At 40.7% G+C, this 19,214-nt stretch carries 16 protein-coding genes; 5 read left to right on the top strand and 11 right to left on the bottom strand.

The genetic code is table 11. The features are described 5' to 3' along the window. From AB4160_RS06820 to zwf, 5 genes are all read right to left on the bottom strand, one after another. On the bottom strand, nt 1-708 hold the full coding sequence (locus AB4160_RS06820; protein WP_372004002.1) for a class I SAM-dependent methyltransferase: 708 nt from the start codon (nt 706-708) through the stop codon (nt 1-3). 137 nt (nt 709-845) lie between these two features. Beyond that, the gene (locus tag AB4160_RS06815; protein WP_102435530.1) at nt 846-1,487 is read right to left on the bottom strand and encodes a bifunctional 4-hydroxy-2-oxoglutarate aldolase/2-dehydro-3-deoxy-phosphogluconate aldolase; all 642 of its coding nucleotides are present in this window, start codon (nt 1,485-1,487) and stop codon (nt 846-848) included. A 19-nt stretch (nt 1,488-1,506) separates the two neighbouring features. Further along, nucleotides 1,507-3,333, bottom strand: coding sequence for a phosphogluconate dehydratase (edd, locus tag AB4160_RS06810; protein ID WP_303446772.1), 1,827 nt, complete (start codon nt 3,331-3,333; stop codon nt 1,507-1,509). Nucleotides 3,334-3,344: 11 nt separating this feature from the next. After that, nucleotides 3,345-4,043, bottom strand: coding sequence for a 6-phosphogluconolactonase (pgl, locus tag AB4160_RS06805; RefSeq protein ID WP_102435534.1), 699 nt, complete (start codon nt 4,041-4,043; stop codon nt 3,345-3,347). 9 nt (nt 4,044-4,052) lie between these two features. Continuing rightward, entirely contained in the window at nt 4,053-5,525 is a 1,473-nt protein-coding gene (gene zwf / locus AB4160_RS06800) for a glucose-6-phosphate dehydrogenase (RefSeq protein ID WP_102435536.1), read from the bottom strand. A gap of 330 nt (nt 5,526-5,855) precedes the next feature. Here zwf and AB4160_RS06795 point away from each other — a divergent pair, with 330 nt between their 5' ends. Both AB4160_RS06795 and pyk read left to right on the top strand, forming a co-directional pair. After that, nucleotides 5,856-6,710, top strand: a complete 855-nt coding sequence (locus AB4160_RS06795; RefSeq protein WP_102435538.1) for a MurR/RpiR family transcriptional regulator — start codon at nt 5,856-5,858, stop codon at nt 6,708-6,710. Between the two features lie 209 nt (nt 6,711-6,919). Further along, nucleotides 6,920-8,359 (top strand): pyruvate kinase, encoded by a 1,440-nt coding sequence (gene pyk, locus AB4160_RS06790; protein WP_102435540.1) that lies wholly within the window; start codon nt 6,920-6,922, stop codon nt 8,357-8,359. Nucleotides 8,360-8,564: 205 nt separating this feature from the next. Here the strand turns inward: pyk and AB4160_RS06785 are convergent, their stop codons facing one another. Further along, nucleotides 8,565-10,841, bottom strand: a complete 2,277-nt coding sequence (locus AB4160_RS06785; RefSeq protein ID WP_102435542.1) for an acyl-CoA dehydrogenase — start codon at nt 10,839-10,841, stop codon at nt 8,565-8,567. 12 nt (nt 10,842-10,853) lie between these two features. Continuing rightward, nucleotides 10,854-11,495, bottom strand: coding sequence for a TetR/AcrR family transcriptional regulator (locus tag AB4160_RS06780; RefSeq protein WP_076541009.1), 642 nt, complete (start codon nt 11,493-11,495; stop codon nt 10,854-10,856). A 193-nt stretch (nt 11,496-11,688) separates the two neighbouring features. Between AB4160_RS06780 and AB4160_RS06775 the strand changes: the two genes are divergently transcribed. Beyond that, nucleotides 11,689-13,572: a M2 family metallopeptidase gene (locus AB4160_RS06775; protein WP_102435544.1), complete on the top strand. Its 1,884-nt coding sequence runs from the start codon at nt 11,689-11,691 to the stop codon at nt 13,570-13,572. Nucleotides 13,573-13,685: 113 nt separating this feature from the next. Here the strand turns inward: AB4160_RS06775 and smrA are convergent, their stop codons facing one another. Next, the gene (gene smrA, locus AB4160_RS06770; protein WP_102435546.1) at nt 13,686-14,276 is read right to left on the bottom strand and encodes a DNA endonuclease SmrA; all 591 of its coding nucleotides are present in this window, start codon (nt 14,274-14,276) and stop codon (nt 13,686-13,688) included. Between the two features lie 186 nt (nt 14,277-14,462). Here smrA and AB4160_RS06765 point away from each other — a divergent pair, with 186 nt between their 5' ends. Then, the gene (locus AB4160_RS06765) at nt 14,463-15,011 is read left to right on the top strand and encodes a DUF4440 domain-containing protein (RefSeq protein WP_372003999.1); all 549 of its coding nucleotides are present in this window, start codon (nt 14,463-14,465) and stop codon (nt 15,009-15,011) included. A gap of 128 nt (nt 15,012-15,139) precedes the next feature. After that, nucleotides 15,140-15,622: a YchJ family protein gene (locus AB4160_RS06760; RefSeq protein ID WP_102435550.1), complete on the top strand. Its 483-nt coding sequence runs from the start codon at nt 15,140-15,142 to the stop codon at nt 15,620-15,622. A 27-nt stretch (nt 15,623-15,649) separates the two neighbouring features. Here the strand turns inward: AB4160_RS06760 and AB4160_RS06755 are convergent, their stop codons facing one another. The 3 genes from AB4160_RS06755 to AB4160_RS06745 form a co-directional block, all read right to left on the bottom strand. After that, nucleotides 15,650-17,827, bottom strand: coding sequence for a bifunctional diguanylate cyclase/phosphodiesterase (locus AB4160_RS06755; protein WP_102435552.1), 2,178 nt, complete (start codon nt 17,825-17,827; stop codon nt 15,650-15,652). A gap of 253 nt (nt 17,828-18,080) precedes the next feature. Beyond that, the gene (locus AB4160_RS06750) at nt 18,081-18,368 is read right to left on the bottom strand and encodes a DUF406 family protein (protein ID WP_102435554.1); all 288 of its coding nucleotides are present in this window, start codon (nt 18,366-18,368) and stop codon (nt 18,081-18,083) included. Nucleotides 18,369-18,567: 199 nt separating this feature from the next. Further along, nucleotides 18,568-19,071, bottom strand: a complete 504-nt coding sequence (locus AB4160_RS06745) for a VC2046/SO_2500 family protein (RefSeq protein WP_102435556.1) — start codon at nt 19,069-19,071, stop codon at nt 18,568-18,570. Nucleotides 19,072-19,214 lie beyond the last annotated feature (143 nt).

Genomic DNA, 19,214 nt, shown 5'->3' with positions numbered 1-19,214 from the left:
TCACTCCTTAATTAACACTGTTTTCTTAGCAAATAAAAACCTATCAGTGGCCATCTTCTGACCATCGACGATATGATCTTGGGTAAAGCTGGTGACAATTTCAAAATCATATTGGCAGAGCAAAGACGCTATAAATTCAGGTTGATAAAAATACATATGTAATTTGTCACCCTCAGCAGATTCCTGCACACATGATTGACTGTAATCAGCTTGCATAAAACCGATATAGACTAACGCTTGTGCTGTGGATACCTTAGCTAAAGATTCAATAAAAGGCGCTATATCGCTTTTTGCTAAATACGGCAGACAAAATGAGCACAGCAGTACATTAAATTTATTATTTGTTGCCGCAATCTGGCGAATATCGTTAACTTCAAATGTCGCTGCGGGGTTTTGCTGCTTGGCAATCGTTATCATCGCCGTAGATAAATCTATTCCACTGATATTTATCGGGACATTTCGTTGCTGAGCTAATGCTTGTTGCAAATACAAACTGGCGTTACCTGGTCCGCAACCGATATCGTATACAGAAATACCCGTTTCTGTTTTAAATGCCGATTTAGAACTAGATTCAATGTTGAATTGAGTGTCTATTAACGCAGCAAAACGATTAAGACTATCAGCATATAAGGCACAATCCATGTATTTTTGCTGATATTTATCAGCTGCTTTGTCAAATACGTTTACCGTTTGCTGGTACTTGTCCATTTAAAGAAGTGTCCATTTTTATAATGTTAATTCACCAGTATTAATTTATACACTATAAAATTGATGATCGGACTTATTTTAAAAACAAAAAAACCACTCGAAAGTGGCTTTTATTAATCGTTAGTTAAACGCTCGGGTTATAAAGCGCCGATGGCATCTTTACAGAGCTGGGTAATACGACCCCAATCTTCTTGTTCCATTGCATCAGTAGGCGCTATCCAGCTACCACCAATACAATCAACATTAGCTAATGCTAAGTAATTTTTATAACTTGTCGGCGTAATACCGCCTGTTGGACAAAAACGAATATTCGCCAATGGACCCGAGAAGGCTTTCAGTGCATTAACGCCGCCAGACGCTTCAGCTGGGAAGAATTTAAAATGGGTGTAACCCAACTCCATCCCCGCCATGACTTCTGAGATGCTCGCAACACCTGGAATTAACGGCACATTACCACGCTTAGCTGCTTTTAACAGGTCAACGGTAGCACCTGGCGTAATAATAAATTGTGAACCCGCATCTACAGCTTGCTGCAGTTGCAATTCATTTAAAATAGTACCTGCCCCCACTAACGCCTCTGGGACTTCTTTAGCAATCAATGCAATGGCTTCTAAAGCACATTCTGTGCGTAAAGTGACTTCTAAAACACTGATGCCGCCCGCTACTAATGCTTTAGCTAACGGTACTGCATGCTCAATTTTATTGATAACCATTACAGGAACAATCGGGCTGCGTTTAAAAATATCTTGTGGCTGTAACGTCCAGTTATTCTCAAGCATTCGAGTATCTTCCTTTTAATTAATAAATTTCGTCAATGGCACTGGTACTACGAGCGCCCGTTTCTGGGCTGCTTAAACTATTTCGTAATGCACCAAATAATTCACGGCCCATGCCATAACTTGAGTGATGTAGATCTACTTTCCCTGCTACACGTGCAGTTAAAGTGGCTTCATCCACCAGTAAACTTAGCTCGCCGGTATCAGCATTGACACGGATCATGTCGCCATCTTCAACCTTAGCGATAAGGCCACCATCTAATGCTTCTGGCGTTAAGTGAATCGCTGCAGGCACTTTGCCTGACGCGCCAGACATACGGCCATCTGTAACAAGCGCCACTTTGAAGCCCTTATCTTGTAAGGTACCTAAATATGGCGTGAGTTTATGTAACTCTGGCATACCGTTAGCTTTCGGGCCTTGGCCTTTTACCACCACAACACAATCTCGGTCTAAACCACCTGCTTGGAAAATTGCATCAAGCTTGTTTTGGTCGTCAATCACAACCGCTGGACCTTCAACAATTCTGTTAGCTGCTGGTACAGCAGAGACTTTGATCACTGAACGACCAAGGTTACCTTTAAGTAATTTTAGACCGCCGTTATTTTGAAAAGGTGTGTCGATGTGAGTTAACACTTCTTTGTCTAAACTTTCTGTTGGCCCATCAACCCAAGTTAACTTGCCATCAATAATGCGCGGCTCTTGGGTATATTTTCGTAAACCAAAGCCAGCTACAGTGTTGACATCTTCATGGATAAGACCTGCATCTAACAGCTCTTTTACTAAAAATGCCATGCCGCCTGCGGCGTGGAAATGGTTAATATCAGCATGTCCATTTGGATAAACCTTGGCCATTAACGGTACGCAATCAGATAAATCTGAAAAATCGTCCCAGTTGACAATGATGCCAGCGGCGCGCGCGGCAGCAACAATGTGCATAGTCAGGTTGGTAGAACCACCTGTTGCAAGGATACCGACGATGCCATTAACCACTGATTTTTCGTTAACAATCTCACCGATTGGGGTGTATTGGGTACCCATTTCAGTTAAACGACACACTTGTTTAGCTGCCATTGCGGTTAGTTCATCACGTAGTGGATCATCAGGATTCACAAACGAAGAACCAGGAAGCTGTAGCCCCATCATTTCAAGCATTAACTGATTAGAGTTAGCAGTACCGTAGAAAGTACAAGTACCCGCACTGTGATAAGAGCTTGATTCAGCTTCTAACAATGCAGCTCTATCAACTTTACCTTGTGCAAATTGTTGACGTACACGGGCTTTTTCTTTGTTTGGAATACCAGATTTCATTGGGCCTGCTGGCACAAACATCATTGGTAAATGACCAAAACTTAACGCGCCAATCAATAAACCCGGAACAATCTTGTCGCAAATACCTAATAATAAGGCGCCGTCAAACATATTGTGAGATAAACCCACCGCCGTTGACATTGCAATCACTTCACGACTCAGTAAGCTTAGCTCCATGCCAGGTTGGCCTTGGGTAACACCGTCACACATTGCCGGAACGCCCGCAGCAACTTGAGCAACACTACCGACTTCTTGGCAGGCTTTTTTAATGAAATTTGGGTAATCTTCATATGGCTGATGAGCAGATAACATGTCGTTAAATGCCGTCACAATACCGATATTCGCTTTGGTTAATTGACGTAAAGAGTCTTTATCATCTGGCTTACAAGCCGCAAAACCGTGGGCTAAGTTACCACAGCTTAATGCACTACGATGTACGCCTTTGGCGCGAGCATCGTTTAATGCTTCGAGATATTTTTTACGTGAATCTTGGCTACGAGCGATAATTCGATCGGTAACAGCTTGAACTACTGAGTGCATGGTTAACTCCTTTACGCGCTATAAAACACATCAACGGGCGTTTTACGCTGCGCTAATACGGCTCTAATTGGCATTGCATTCACATCGTCGCTTTCCAAAGCTTGGCGATATACGGATAGTTTTGACTCACCTACTAAATGCAGATAAATCTGGCGACTGTTTAAAATGGCACCTTTAGATAAGGTAATACGTGCATGTGGAGCAGTCGTTGGATTGACGGCTGCGCAAAGTAAACCAGTCGTAAAAGCGTTTTCTAATTCTTTACTGCAAGGGAACCACGAACAAGTGTGGCCATCTGTACCCATGCCTAATACCACAACATCAAATGGTTTAGGGAAGTTAGCCAGAGACTCAATCGTCATGTCACAGCCCTTTTCAGGGCTATCAAACATATTCTTTAAACCACGGAATTTGGCACTTGCTGCGCGATTTTGTAATAAATGTGCTCTTACTAAGCGCTCGTTAGAATCTGCAGCTTCTGCATCTACCCAACGTTCATCGGCAAGTGTGATATAAACATCACTCCAGTCGATCGCTTTATTGCTTAGTAATTGAAATAATTTAAGCGGTGTCGAGCCACCTGAAACAACAAGACTTGCTTTACCACGGCTATCAACCGCATCCTGCAACTGACTGGCAATTTTGTCAGCTAATTTGGCTTCGAGATCCGCTGGGGTTGCAAATGCTTTAAATACAGATTCTTTAATCATAATATTTCCTTACTCGTCCCAAGAACGACCATCTTTAGTGATTAAAGCAACTGAAGCCACAGGGCCCCATGTACCTGCTGGATATGGCTTAGGCTTCTCGCCGCCATTTTCCCAAGAATTGATGATGCCATCGACCCAAGTCCAGGCTTGCTCAACTTCATCACGGCGCACGAACAATGCTTGATTACCTAACATGGCTTCAAGTAATAAACGTTCGTAAGCGTCGGCAATGCGTTCGTTTTTAAAGGTATCGGTGAAACTTAAATCAAGTTTGGTAGTTTGGATGCGTTGCTTTTCTTCCAGACCTGGGACTTTATTCATCATTTGAATTTCAACACCTTCATGGGGTTGCAAACGAATAGTCAACTTGTTTGGTGGTAAGTTACGCATGGTGTCACGATATAAATTATGCGGCGGGTTTTTGAAGTAAACCACAATCTCACTGCTCTTAAACGGCATACGTTTGCCACTACGTAAGTAGAACGGCACGCCAGCCCAGCGCCAATTATCAATATCAACGCGAAGCGCTACAAAGGTTTCAGTGTTAGATTTAACATTGGCGCCCTCTTCTTCTAAATAACCAGGAACAGGTGAGCCTTTTAAATAACCACTAGAATATTGACCACGAACCGTGTTTTCAAACACGTTGTTTGGGGTAATTGGACGCAATGACTTAAGTACTTTTACTTTTTCATCACGAATGCTATCAGCATCTAAATTTACTGGCGGGTCCATTGCCACAAGCGTCAGCACTTGCAGTAAATGGTTTTGGATCATGTCACGCATTTGACCTGCAGTATCAAAGTATCCCCAACGACCTTCAATACCGACTTCTTCAGCTACGGTGATTTGTACATGATCAATCGTGCGGTTATCCCACTTAGAAGCAAACAATGAATTCGCAAAGCGCAGGGCAATGAGATTTTGAACGGTTTCTTTACCTAAATAGTGGTCAATTCGGTAAACTTGATTTTCATTGAAGAATTCAGAAACTTTGTCATTAATGACTTTTGATGACGCAAGGCAAGTGCCAATTGGCTTTTCAAGCACGATACGGGTGTCGGAATGAATAAGGTTTTGCTCATTAAGACAACGACAGATTTCACCAAAGATTGACGGAGGCGTGGCGAAATAGCTGACCATTACACGCTTAGTTGGCTCTAAAAGACCATGGAAAGCTTTGTAGCCTTCAGAATCGGTAAAATTAGTACCGATATAATGACAACGAGCAATAAAGCGAGCGAGGGTCTCTTCACATAACTCGTCCTTTACAAAAGTGTTTAATGCTTTATTGACAAGTTCAATGAACTCTTCTTGAGTAAAGGCATCTTTAGCGACACCAATAACTTTGGTGTCTTTATCTAATAGATTCGCTTTATCAAGCTGATAGAGAGAAGGTAACAACTTACGGCGTGCTAAATCGCCTTTGGTGCCAAAAAGTACAAAGTCGCAAGCCTTGGCGCCTATTGATGAGTTACTCATTGCTTAAAATACTCCTTTATTATGCGTGTTCACAGGCAAACCATTTTTAGTTGCCAGTGAATAAAAGCACACTTTTGTTGTAATATAACAACAGAATTAAATTTGTGCATTATAATTTTACAATTATTGATATTGGTTACATCTAGCCTTTTTCACATAAAACCTGATAGTATTTTAGTTGTTAAATTACTTTACTATCATAGATTAGTTACAAAAAATAAAACAAAACGGCTTATAATCGTTTTTAGAGGTATGAAAATTACTTCATTTCCTCCTAAATTGTAATTTATGATATAAAATTACATCATCCATTTTAGCGGACAATTACTTATGAATACCCTTGAGAAGGTGCAAAAAAGCCTTACACAATTTAGTAAGTCAGAGCGAAAAGTTGCAGAGGTCATTCTCTCTTCTCCGCAAACGGCGATTCACTCTAGTATTGCAACGCTTGCCAAAATGGCTGACGTCAGCGAACCCACTGTGAACCGTTTTTGTCGCAGACTTGATACTAAGGGCTTCCCTGATTTTAAGTTACATTTGGCCCAAAGTCTTGCTAACGGTACACCTTATGTAAGCCGCCATGTTGAAGAAGATGATTCTCCTGAATCCTATACAACAAAAATCTTCGAATCTTCAATGGCATCCCTTGATACTGCCCGTCAAAGCCTTGATGTGGTTGCAGTCAATAAAGCCGTAGATATTTTAACGCAAGCTAAAACAATATCGTTTTTTGGCTTGGGAGCATCCTCATCAGTTGCTCACGATGCGCAAAATAAGTTCTTCCGTTTTAACGTACCGGTCATTTGTTTTGATGATGTATTAATGCAACGTATGAGCTGTATTGGCTGCGATGAAGGTGATGTTGTGGTGCTTATATCCCACACTGGCCGTACTAAATCATTAATTGAAATAGCCCGAATTGCCCGTGAAAATGGCGCTGCGGTGATTGGGATTACTGCTCGTAACTCGCCACTGTCTCACGAATGTACGTTGCCGGTGACCATGGAAGTGCCAGAAGATACTGACATGTATTTACCTATGGCTTCACGTTTAGCACAGCTGGTTACTATTGATGTGTTAGCCACAGGCTTTACCTTGAGAAGAGGCCCGCGTTTTCGCGATAATCTAAAACGTGTTAAAGAAGTATTGAAAGAATCTCGGATAAATAAAGATCTTACCATCTAATTATTACTAAATAATTACCTGTCCGAAAGGCCGAACAATATTACCTGTTCGGCCTTTTTTATTGAATTTATACGACTCAGTCACAGATATACATCTCAAAAACGATCTTTTTGTTCGTAACTTTCCTACATAATTCGAAAATCTCTGTTAATATAAGTCCATAATATTTAGTACCGAATTCTTTTTCTTTTAAATTAACGGAGTATCCTATGTTCCGCAGAACTAAAATCGTTACGACACTTGGACCTGCAACCGACCGCGATGATAACCTACGTAAAATCATTGCCGCTGGTGCAAATGTTGTACGTCTTAACTTCTCACACGGCTCACCAGAAGATCATCTTAAACGTGCTACTGACGCTCGCAATATTGCAAAAGAGTTAGGTGTTCACGTAGCTGTATTAGGTGATTTGCAAGGCCCCAAAATTCGTGTATCTACCTTTAAAGATAACAAAAAAATTCAGTTGAATTTAGGTGATACTTTCATTTTAGATGCAGATCTTGCTAAAGGTGAAGGTGACGAGAAACAAGTTGGTATCGATTATAAAGAATTGCCAAATGACGTTGTCATAGGTGACATTCTTATGCTTGATGACGGCCGTGTTCAGCTTAAAGTTGAATCTGTAGAAGGTCGTAAAGTTTTCACTAGTGTTACTGTTGCGGGTCCTTTATCTAATAATAAAGGCATCAACAAAAAAGGCGGCGGATTAACAGCCCCTGCACTAACTGAAAAAGACAAAGCAGATATTTTAACGGCTGCGCAAATTCAGGTTGATTACTTAGCCGTTTCTTTCCCACGTACTGGCGCTGATTTAGATTTAGCACGTAAGCTTGCTGAAGATGCGGGCAGTTTTGCACTTATTGTATCAAAAGTAGAACGTGCAGAAGCTGTTGGTACTGATGAAGCGATGGACGATGTCATTAAAGCATCTGACGCGGTAATGGTTGCACGTGGTGACTTAGGTGTTGAAATTGGCGATGCTGCATTAGTTGCAGTACAAAAGAAACTTATCCGTCGTTCACGTCAATTGAACAAAGTTGTGATTACTGCAACTCAAATGATGGAATCAATGATTTCAAGCCCTATGCCAACTCGTGCTGAAGTTATGGACGTAGCGAACGCCGTACTAGATGGCACTGACGCTGTGATGCTTTCAGCTGAAACTGCTGCCGGTGACTTCCCTGAAGAGACTGTGTTAGCAATGAGCAATGTTTGTGCTGGTGCAGAACAGCATCCATCAGTGATGTCTTCTAAGCATAGAATGAACGAAACATTCGATACTATTGAAGAAACCATTGCCCTTTCAACTATGTATGCTGCAAACCATTTAAAAGGTGTTAAAGCTATCATCAGCTTGACTGAATCAGGCGAAACCACCAAGTTAATGTCGCGCATCAGCTCTGCATTACCAATTTTCGCACTGTCTCGTCATCAAAAGACCTTAGCAAAATTAGCTTTATTCCGTGGCGTTATGCCAGTTCAGTTTGATTCTACAGCTTTCCCAGCTGATGCATTAGCATCAGAAGCGTTAAAAGCGGTTGCAGCTGCTGGTTACCTTAAATCAGGTGACATGGTATTAATGACTAAAGGCGATGCAATGGAAACTGTTGGTGGCACTAACACTTGTAAAGTACTTGTTGTTGCTTAATATGAGTTAATTGCTTCAAATAGCTAATAAAAAACCACCTGATTAGGTGGTTTTTTTATGTGCTAAATATGTGTGTTTTGATTTAGAAAATTGTGTGTCGTCATTATTTCAGGCTAACAGTACCCAAGGCATAAACATTACTTGTTTAACATTCAAACCTCAGGTAACGCTAGACCGTTACAGTCAAACGTCAGTTAACTTTCGATTATAGGCTTTCAAAATCATTGACATGAATCGCAGCTAAGCGCTTTTCATTGGCATCAAGTAGCTGCTCAAGCTCTGCTTGATTAATCACGTCATTGGCTAAAGCTTGGTTAAACAAGTCAACCATTGGCTGTTTCGCATCAAGAGTCCCCGCTTTTTGGGCTTTCTTAAGGCGAGAGTACAAACCTTTACAAGCATATTTAGCTGTAAATGCTTGCTCAACTTCAGCAATGCCGCTGCTATCTCCGTCAAAATCAGCACATAAGAAAGTTAACCTATCTCTTGCTGGCGAAGGTTGCATGAAACCATCTGCTAAGGTCGTTGCTTGTTTGTCAGTTGGCGCATTAAAGTGATTACCTAATGGAAATATGATCACTCTAAGCAATACGCTAACAAACTTATTTGGGAAGTTACGAATAGCCTCTTCCAATGCTTTTGCGGCAAGATGTAATCTTTCAGTCATGACATAATGCACTGCCGGTAAATCATCTTGTTGACGGCCATTATCTTCAAACAGCTTTAAGGTTGCTGATGCTAGGTATAATTGACTTAGCACATCGCCCATACGCGCTGAGATCATCTCTTTACGTTTTAAATCACCGCCCATGACCAACATAGCTAAATCAGTCATTATCGCTAAAGCTGCCGAGATACGGCTCATATCACGATAATATTGCTGAGTGGTACCACTAACTGGCGATGAATTGGTTTTACTGGCTGTTAATGCATTAAAGAAAGCCATGACACCATTTCGAATAGCATAAGTCATATGGCCCATTAATAATGAATCGAAACGGTTAATGGCTGCTTTTTGATCTTCCATCGCCGCAGTTTCCATTTCAGCCAATACATAAGGATGACAGCGTGTTGCCCCTTGACCAAAAATCATCAGCGAACGGGTCAAAATATTCGCCCCTTCAACAGTGATAGAAATAGGACTGGCCATATAAGCATGACCGAGATAGTTTTTCGACCCTAACTGAATACCTTTACCAGACTGAATATCCATCGCATCTTCTACCACATCTCGACCTAATTCAGTCATGTGATATTTAGCAATCGCGGTAACCACCGATGGTTTCACTTTTAAATCAATACCGGTGGTGGTTAAACATCTGGCCGCTTCTAATTGATAAGTGTTAGCGATAATACGCGCTAGCGCTTCTTGTACACCTTCAAATTTACCAATTGGCATACCGAACTGCTGTCTTACATAACTATAAGCTGTTGTGGTTTTAGTGGCCATATGACCCGATGCAGTTGCCAATGCTGGCAATGAAATACCACGGCCGGCAGATAAACACTCAACCAGCATTCTCCAGCCTTTACCCGCAAACTGAGGGCCGCCAATAATCCAATCCAGTGGAATGAATACATCTTCACCACTTGTGGTGCCGTTCATAAAGGCCATCATCAATGGATTATGACGACGACCAATTTCAACACCGGGATGATCGGTTGGAATTAACGCACAGGTAATACCAAGATTAACCGTATCACCTAATAAGCCCTCAGGGTCACGCATTTGAAATGCCAGACCAAGCACTGTAGCTACAGGTGCCAAGGTAATGTAACGTTTATCCCAAGTAAGACTTAAACCTAATACTTCTTCACCATTAAATTCGCGGCGACACACAATACCAGTATCAGGTATTGCACCAGCGTCTGATCCCGCCTCTGGGCCAGTTAACGCAAAACACGGTAGCTCATCACCATTAGCTAACGCAGGTAACCAACGCTGTTTTTGCTCTTCAGTACCATAATGAGTTAATAACTCACCAGGGCCTAAAGAGTTAGGAACCATAACCGTAACGGCTGCACTAATGCTGCGAGAGGCAATTTTACTGACAATGGTTGAGTTGGCGTAGGCAGAAAACTCTCGACCACCAAATTTAGTGGGAATAATTAATGCAAAAAAACCTTCTTTTTTGAAGTAATCCCATAACTCAGGTGGTAAGTCTTTGCGGTTGTGAACAATGTCATAATCATCAATCATACTCAGCGCTGTTTGCACTTGGTTATTGATAAAGTCTTGCTCAGCTGCTGTTAATTGGGGTTTACCGTAATTGTGAAGCGTGTTCCAGTTTGGATTTCCGCCAAACAATTCACCTTCCCACCACACATCACCCGCTTCCATCGCCTCTTTTTCAGTACTAGATAATGGCGGAAGTACTTTCTTAAAAAACGAAAAAACCGGACGCGTGATAAATCGCATCCTTAAATTACGCACACCAAATAACACAGCAAGTGCTATTAAAACCAGTATAACGACAGTCATGTTAATCCCTTATTACTTAGCTAAAATTGGCACTGAAACACCAGCGGCCATATATGGAATCACCTTACGAATGATTGCTTCAGTATCATTATGTTCACCATAATCAGCTTCTGCAATTTCGTTAAGTGCATCAGCTGAAGCCATGGTGAATACTATGGTCCCTAAGGTAAAGTGTAGTCGCCAAAACATTTCTGCAGGCGGAATATGCGGCGCACTTTCTGATACCGCTTTAACGAAAACTTTTAAATAATCACCATAATGCGTGGTGATAAACCACCTTAAATGGCCCTGACTTTCGATATAACCACGACCTAACAATTGCAGAAATATCGTTGTTCCCCCCTGCCTAACTTGGTTTAATTCCAATAATGGATTAATTAGAGATGAAAATATCTCATTCAAATTAGCTAGTTGTGGATTTTTAAATAATCTATCTATTTCAGCAGCTGCGCTTGGCATGAACACATCTAAATAGCGTGCTAATACAGCTCTAATCAGCTCTTTCTTTGAACCAAAATGATAATTAACTGAAGCTAAATTAACTTCGGCTTTGCTAGTAATTAGACGTAAAGATGTTTCTGAAAAGCCCCTCTCAGCGAAAAGTTTTTCAGCAGCATCTAATATTCTTGTTTTTGTATCTGTTCTGCCTGCCATTCCATGACCCAAATCAATTAAAACACTCGTTTAAATTAAACATTGAGCGCACAGTTGTCAATCTAATTTCTTGTAGCTATTACATCTCAACACAATAGCAGCAACCCTTTGCGCACCAAGTTGCAACTAAAATGCAATATTTAAGTTAATTATGTAAACTGTCGTCGAAAATAAAAATAAGGAAACCTGTAAGATGAAGTTAACTTTTAAACAACCGTCTACTATCGCTGTTGTTATTTCAATGGCGCTTGGCCTTTCAGCCTGCCAACAAATGGATGAAGAGATTAATTTAACCACCACAAATCCTCTGCCACCAGCTAGCCAATCAACTGAAAAAACAACCAAAATTGATAGCGCTTCAGCAATCGCATTTATTAATGATGCTGAAGCACAGTTGGCCAAACTCTCTGTAGAAGGCGCACGCACCGAATGGGTTTATAGCAATTTTATCACTGAAGATACTGCTGCGCTTTCTGCTGCAATTAGTGAAAAAATGACTTCGATGTCAGTTGGCTTTGCCACCGAAGCGGCTAAATATGCCAAGGTCGAATTAGATCCTGTTAACGCCCGCAAGTTACATATTTTACGAAGTAGCTTGGTATTACCTGCGCCATTAGATCCTGCTAAAAACGCTGAGCTTGCACAAATTAGCTCAGAACTGAATGGCTTATACGGTAAAGGGAAATACTGTTTTGCCGATGGTCGCTGCTTAACCCAGCCAGAATTATCAAATTTGATGGCTGAATCTCAAGATCCTGCGGTGCTATTAGAAGCATGGCAAGGATGGCGTGAAATAGCCAAACCTATGCGTCCATTATTTAAACGTGAAGTTGAGCTGGCTAATGAAGGCGCGCAAGATTTAGGCTTTAGCGATTTATCAGAACTTTGGCGTAGTCAATATGATATGGAGCCTGAGGCGTTTTCAGCCGAATTAGACCGACTTTGGGGTGATATTAAACCTTTATATGATTCACTACATTGTTATGTCCGTGGCGAACTAAATCAGCAATATGGAGACGAGGTAGCACCAGATAATGGTCCTATTCCTGCGCATCTATTGGGTAATATGTGGGCTCAGCAATGGGGAACCATTTACAATACTGTCGCCCCTGATGATGCAGATCCTGGCTACAATGTTACCGAGCTTTTAGCGGCCAATAACTATGATGAAATTAAAATGGTTAAGCAAGCTGAAGGGTTTTTCTCATCATTAGGCTTTGAAGCGCTACCAGAAACATTTTGGACTCGCTCATTATTTGTGCAACCTAAAGATCGCGATGTCGTTTGTCATGCTTCAGCTTGGGATCTAGATAACGAAGACGATATTCGCATTAAAATGTGTATTCAAAAAACCGCCGAAGACTTTACCGTTATTCATCATGAATTAGGTCACAACTATTATCAGCGCGCTTATAAAAACCAACCTCACCTATTTAAAGGTTCTGCAAACGACGGTTTCCATGAAGCCATTGGTGACACGATTGCGCTATCAATTACGCCGAGTTACCTCAAACAAATCGGTCTATTAGATGAAGTGCCTGATGAATCAAAAGACATCGGACTGTTACTGCGTCAAGCCCTTGATAAAATTGCCTTCATGCCATTTGGTTTGATGATCGATCAATGGCGCTGGAAAGTATTTAATGGCGAAATTAGCCCAGCTCAATATAACCAAGCTTGGTGGGATTTACGTGAAAAATACCAAGGCGTTAAAGCGCCTATAGCACGTACTGAAGCAGACTTTGATCCGGGCGCTAAATATCACGTCCCTGGCAATGTTCCTTACACACGCTACTTTTTAGCCCACGTACTTCAATTCCAGTTCCATAAAGCATTATGTGAGATCGCCGGTAATGAAGGCCCAGTGCACCGTTGTAGTATTTATGGTAATAAAGACGCCGGAGATAAGCTTAATCAAATGCTTGAGTCAGGTTTAAGTCAGCCGTGGCCTGAAGCGTTAAATATCGTCACTGGCACTAAAAACATGGATGCTAAAGCGGTACTCGATTATTTTGCGCCATTACAAGTGTGGTTAGATAAGCAAAATAGCCAACAAAACCGTCAATGCGGTTGGTAACTCATCGTTAGCTGTTTTAAATGAACTGCCAATAACAAATAGGCCCACTGACTGTTTTAGTGAGTAGGCCTTGTTATAAGGGTAATAACGCTATGTGATGCCGATAATATAGACTACCTAAAACCGCTTCCTTTACGATTAGTTTCACTTGCCTCAATTCGTTGCTGAGCGGATTTAACCAGCATAACAAATACTGCACCGGTGCCACCCTGAGTACGAGTAGCAGAATGATAGGCTTGCACTTCGTCTAACTGCATCAACCATTGGCACACTGCTGATTTCATTAACCCTGGGTATGGCTTACTTTTAAAGCCTTTACCGTGAATAACCAAAATATTACGCTCACCACGATGATGTGCTTTGATAATCGCCTCGATAAGGTATTCCCGCGCTTGAGCTAAGCGATAAACATGTAAATCAACCACTGTTTGATATTTATATTTACCAAGCCGCAGATGACTAAACACTTCATCTTGAACCCCATCAAGCTTGTAACTCACCATGTCTTCCGGTTTTACCGCGCTAATCATCATCGGATCTACAGTAAGTTTACTAATGTACTCATTCTGCGCTGCAGCAGCTCGTCTGGCTAATTGCGCTTCTGTTGCGATGTCGGAATCGAAGCTAAAAATACTATCACTGGCCTTAATGGGTTTTACCCCTGCCATTTCTGCTAAAAACAGTGCGCTGTCATCGTTATTCATTATTGGTTCCTACACACTTTGTAAAGATTATCCACTTTAGTATCACTACCGAATAATTTATAGTGTTGCCATTGTCGTAATGACTATTGTTAGAATCACTAAGAGCAAAATAATTGCATGCCTCATTATAAAATATTTTTTATTGCCTGCTTCTCATTAATCAGTTTTTTCAATCAAGCTGTGACCTTGACAGATAACGAAATCATAAACCAAAACTATAAAACTTTTGCGTCAGGTTTTGAAAATTTAGATATCAGTATCATCGAGACCATGTATACCGATGATGCGGTGTACCTTTCTGAAACACCAAGTCAAGGTATCATTACCGGTAAACCACAAATAGTTGAACTTTATCAGCATTTTTTTGAAAAAATTGCTAAAAGAGAAGCCCGTATTGAAGTCGATTTTCGAGTCATCAATAGAAAGCTAACTAACGATAGTGCTACTGACGTTGGCTTTTATTTGGTTCGATTCCACCCTAAAAAAGAAACAGGCGATCAAATTAGTGTATTTTCAGGTAAATTTGTTTTTGTGTCACAAAAAGATACTAACAATCAATGGCAGTTTATTGTTGATTCAAACACCAAAATGAACCCTGAGCTTTACTATTCGGCAAAACCCATTTCTAACTTATATTATGGTCGCCAATTCAATACTGAAGCTAAATCAATATCAGTTGAAAATGAAGCTGAAGTGGGTTCTGTACCCGTTGAAGCAGAACATCGAATTCCATAGCAATTGTTAAAGCTACTAGTTTAAAACTCTTATTAACCAGTTTAATAATCAGTGCTTTAAGCCATTAAAGATAAGCCTTCAACACTTTATAACCCATTTTTACTCATTGCATTTAAAAGACAGCTACTATGACGACTAAAATACATTGTCCCTGCGGCAGTGATTCAACTTATGAAGATTGTTGTAAGCCATACCACAGTAATGTTCAAGTTGCAGCCACAGCTGAGATCCTGATGCGCTCGCGTTATTGCGCCTTTGTATTACAACACTATCCCTATTTAATCGAGACTCATCATGCTAACTATCGCGGCGGCCTATCTATTAATGATTTGTCTCAAGGGGCTGAGCTTACTCGATGGCTTGGATTAGAGGTGATTAATTTTGAGCCACAAGATGAGCTCGCCACGGCAACGGTGACCTTTAAAGCTTGGTTTTATCATGACGGTGAAATCGATGCGATCTATGAAAAATCACAATTTGTTCGAGAAGACGCTAAGTGGTTTTACACCACTGGTGAGCAATTTAACGCGGATTTACCAAAGCGAAATGACCCATGTATCTGCCATAGTGGTAAAAAATTTAAAGCCTGCTGCATGAAGTTAACAGGCTAACACGCCATCAAATAACAACAAGTCGTGCTAATGCACGACTTCATTTTTTTCAAAAATAAACTGTGAAAATTCGTTTTCTCTTATGGCTGGGCTGTATAAATAACCCTGTGCGTGATGGCAACAGCTATCTTCAAGGAACAGCTCTTGCTCCTTGGTTTCAACCCCTTCTGCTGTTAGGGATATATTTAACGCCTTGGCCATAGCAATAATGGCGCTGACAATTTCACGGCTCTGATGACTGGTGGTTAAATCGGCAATAAATGAGCGATCGATTTTTAACTTAGTAATTGGAAACTGCTTTAAATAACGCATAGAGCTGTAACCTGTACCAAAATCATCGATGGCTAAGCCAACGCCTAAATCGGCTAATTCTTGGCAAAGTCGGGTTGCATGGCGAATATCTCCCATTAACTCAGTTTCAGTAATTTCTAAAATTAAGCTTTGTGGTTTAATCCGGTAGCGGGTAACTAAGCTCCAAACTTGCTCAAATAAATTGCCACTGAAAAATTGCCTTGCAGCAACATTAACATGCATGACGATATCAACATTCTTATGCTGCCATAAGTTAAGTTGCTTACAGGCCGCTTCCAATACCCATTCGCCAATGACAGTGATCATGCCGGTTTGTTCAGCGATATCAATAAATGCCCCCGGGTAAAGCACACCTTTTTTGGGGTGATGCCAGCGGATTAATGCTTCTGCGCCAATAAATTTATGATTTTTTAAATCCATCAGTGGCTGATAATACAGTTCAAATTGCCTGTTACGTACCGCGGTTTGTAAATCTCGCTCTATTTCGGCGTTATTTTTAAAGGTTGCTAATAAGTCATCATTAAAGACTTGGTAATTCAGTGATGGCTTCTTTTTCGCGTACTGCAGAGCAATATCAGCACAGGATAGTGGTGAAAACTGATCTGCAACCGCAGCTATATCAACAATGGCTAGCGCCGCTTTAGGGTCAACTTTTTCACGACCAATTACCGAGGTGACCAGTAATTGTTGATATAACTTATTAATATTGTTCTCGAGTAATTCAGCAGCATCAAATTGCGGTAAAATCATTGCAAATTCGTCACTGCCGACTCGCGCCACATCAATAGCATCATGGCTGTTAGCAAAATGCTTTAATCGTCGAGCGACTTCGGATAACAAGGCATCGCCTTGCTCATGACCATTGGTATCGTTAAACCGCTTAAAGCCCATTAAGTCGATAAGGATCAACGTGCCTTGTGAGAGCCTTTCTAATTGCTGAGTAAAATGAAGGCGATTACTCAGGCCGGTGAGGCTGCAATTCCAAGCAAGATGCTCGAGCTGCTCTTTGCTTTTACGCTGAGCAGTAACATCAAGGCATGACACTAAGGCGTAATCGTTTCCTTGCTCAGTGACAAAGCGGTTGGCTTGATACTGCACCCAGTAGTTCGAGCCATCAAGACGAGTTAGCTCACTTTCACCTTCTACCACATTGCCATTGATTAACGCTTGGGTCATTTCATCAGCAAGCTCTCGTTTGCCACGAAAAAAATCTAAGCTGACTAATTGATTATCTTGAACAATATCGCGACTTAGGCCAGTCATTTTTTCATGAGCTGGATTTATATATTCAATAATTTGGGTTTTAAGATTAATAAGCATCAATACATGCTTAGCTTGCTCTGTAGCACTATGAAATAGTGTTATTCGCTCATCTTTATCGTAGGCATAGCGGGTGGCAAGGGTTAAAGCCAATTGATCGGCAAATTGACAAGCAAATTGTATTTGATCGCTTGTTAGCTTTAGAGGATGTTCAAACTCAATGCACAATAGCCCTTCTATATGACCATTGATACGGATGGCAACATCTAAATTTGCGTGAACATTGGCTTGCTTATAATAAGCACTTAAGCCCTGCAGACGGGTGTCAGTTTGAGAACTGTCACTGACAATATGACGGTAACGGCGTATATCATCAAAGTAGGCATTTGCAACAAGATTATCGTTGCGGTGTTGGTAAATTAATTGTTTTAGGCTGTCATCAGCAGACAGACAAGCAATGATTTCTTGCTTTAGTGACTTGTTACGTAATGAAATAACTGAAACGCTACTAGCATTAAAAAACTTTAGTAGTAATTTACAGACTAACTCTGAGGTCTGTTTAAAGTCGCCTTGTTCTTTGGCGACAGAGTTTACAATTAACTCTAATAAATGTTGTTGCTCAGTTTGCTTCATTATTATTCCCAAAGGACAACTTAACAGTCGGGTAAACCTCTTTCTGTGGAGGTTTTTTCTACTTAAAATAACGGAACTTAGCCGTTAATAACACTCTAAAAATGTTAAGAAGTGTTGCTAAAAAGAGATATTTACAAAAATGTTATTATCAAAATCATGATGTTGAATTTTACTCAACTTCGGTAAATGAAGGTTACACTTCCTATTTTAAAACAGCAAGTTGTAACCTTCAACACCTCATAGAAACGACTAATTAAAGGCCGTTTTCTAATTGGAAAATCATTTTTTCTACCGTAACGTCAAACTCAAAAGTAACCACCACATCTTGCTCGGTTACTTGCTGCTGTACTTTGACATTGCTAAAACGTTCTTTGGCTTTGCTAACTAAGTCATCTGCAATTTGCTGAAAGTTTTCACCATCAACTTGCAAGATAAGTTGTGTATCTTCTTCTTCGATAACAGCACCAATATCGACAAAGCTGCCACAATCATTACAGTTGTCACTGACTTGTACTTCTTGCTTAGTAATCGTTTTTATCACTTTTATCACCTATCAATACACATTAAAACGTCAGCATAGCCCAAAAACTGAAATAAAATTTTTATATGCCTCACAATATTACCAATCAGTAATACACCTAATTGGGGCTGTCTAACCAGCGGGCGCTTAACGCTTAGTAGCAACTAACTCAAGTAACGGCTTAATCACTGCCACGGCATTTACTAAGCACCTGCATTAACTAGGCAACGGCATAAAGTTGTGATGCTAGGGTTTCGCTCATCTTTCTTTGTATGGTTAATTGCTCAAGAAATTCATTTTGCGCTAGAGCTGATGTATCTGGGACTAATTGTTGGTGCTTAAGTTTAGTCAGTAGATCACAATTCGCTAAGGTGATTTGCAAATCTTCATCATATTTTCCCCGCGTCACTACAGCTTCAGGTTTTAACGCCTGCTGTAAATGAAATTGGCTTAAACCGCTTTCATAAAAATCACCGGCATGATTAATCGCCTGTTGCTGAGATATATCGCACACTAATGCTTGGGGTTTAGGAATATGTAACTGTTTATATAATTTTTCATCAATGGATAAATTTTTATCGACTTGAAATTGCGCCATATCGCAAGCGTCATTAGACAACATAGAAAGTAGTAGCGCGAACTCGCCCCTTCTATGGTGTTCAACTGCATCATTAAGGCGATTGCCTAATTGCAGTTCGTTGACTAATGGCGACTCAATTTGCATATATTTACATCAAATTTATCAAGGTTGATATTTTATCGACCACTTAAACAAATACTTGAGCATTATTTTCGATTTTTCCTTTACTTATATTTAATTCGTGACTACTATTGCCGCCGCAATTGAGGAGGGGTTCCCGAGTGGCC

It is taken from the genome of Shewanella sp. 10N.286.51.B8 (assembly GCF_041469325.1).
In the GTDB taxonomy this organism is placed as follows: Bacteria; Pseudomonadota; Gammaproteobacteria; order Enterobacterales; family Shewanellaceae; genus Shewanella.
Note: the sequence above shows the minus strand (reverse complement) of the source record. Positions and strands in the feature narration are given on the sequence as shown.

Coding starts and splice junctions, on each gene's coding strand:
- AB4160_RS06820 (WP_372004002.1), bottom strand. CDS start 708: ATGGACAAGTACCAGCAAACGGTAAACGTATTTGACAAAGCAGCTGAT.
- AB4160_RS06815 (WP_102435530.1), bottom strand. CDS start 1,487: ATGCTTGAGAATAACTGGACGTTACAGCCACAAGATATTTTTAAACGC.
- edd (WP_303446772.1), bottom strand. CDS start 3,333: ATGCACTCAGTAGTTCAAGCTGTTACCGATCGAATTATCGCTCGTAGC.
- pgl (WP_102435534.1), bottom strand. CDS start 4,043: ATGATTAAAGAATCTGTATTTAAAGCATTTGCAACCCCAGCGGATCTC.
- zwf (WP_102435536.1), bottom strand. CDS start 5,525: ATGAGTAACTCATCAATAGGCGCCAAGGCTTGCGACTTTGTACTTTTT.
- AB4160_RS06795 (WP_102435538.1), top strand. CDS start 5,856: ATGAATACCCTTGAGAAGGTGCAAAAAAGCCTTACACAATTTAGTAAG.
- pyk (WP_102435540.1), top strand. CDS start 6,920: ATGTTCCGCAGAACTAAAATCGTTACGACACTTGGACCTGCAACCGAC.
- AB4160_RS06785 (WP_102435542.1), bottom strand. CDS start 10,841: ATGACTGTCGTTATACTGGTTTTAATAGCACTTGCTGTGTTATTTGGT.
- AB4160_RS06780 (WP_076541009.1), bottom strand. CDS start 11,495: ATGGCAGGCAGAACAGATACAAAAACAAGAATATTAGATGCTGCTGAA.
- AB4160_RS06775 (WP_102435544.1), top strand. CDS start 11,689: ATGAAGTTAACTTTTAAACAACCGTCTACTATCGCTGTTGTTATTTCA.
- smrA (WP_102435546.1), bottom strand. CDS start 14,276: ATGAATAACGATGACAGCGCACTGTTTTTAGCAGAAATGGCAGGGGTA.
- AB4160_RS06760 (WP_102435550.1), top strand. CDS start 15,140: ATGACGACTAAAATACATTGTCCCTGCGGCAGTGATTCAACTTATGAA.
- AB4160_RS06755 (WP_102435552.1), bottom strand. CDS start 17,827: ATGAAGCAAACTGAGCAACAACATTTATTAGAGTTAATTGTAAACTCT.
- AB4160_RS06745 (WP_102435556.1), bottom strand. CDS start 19,071: ATGCAAATTGAGTCGCCATTAGTCAACGAACTGCAATTAGGCAATCGC.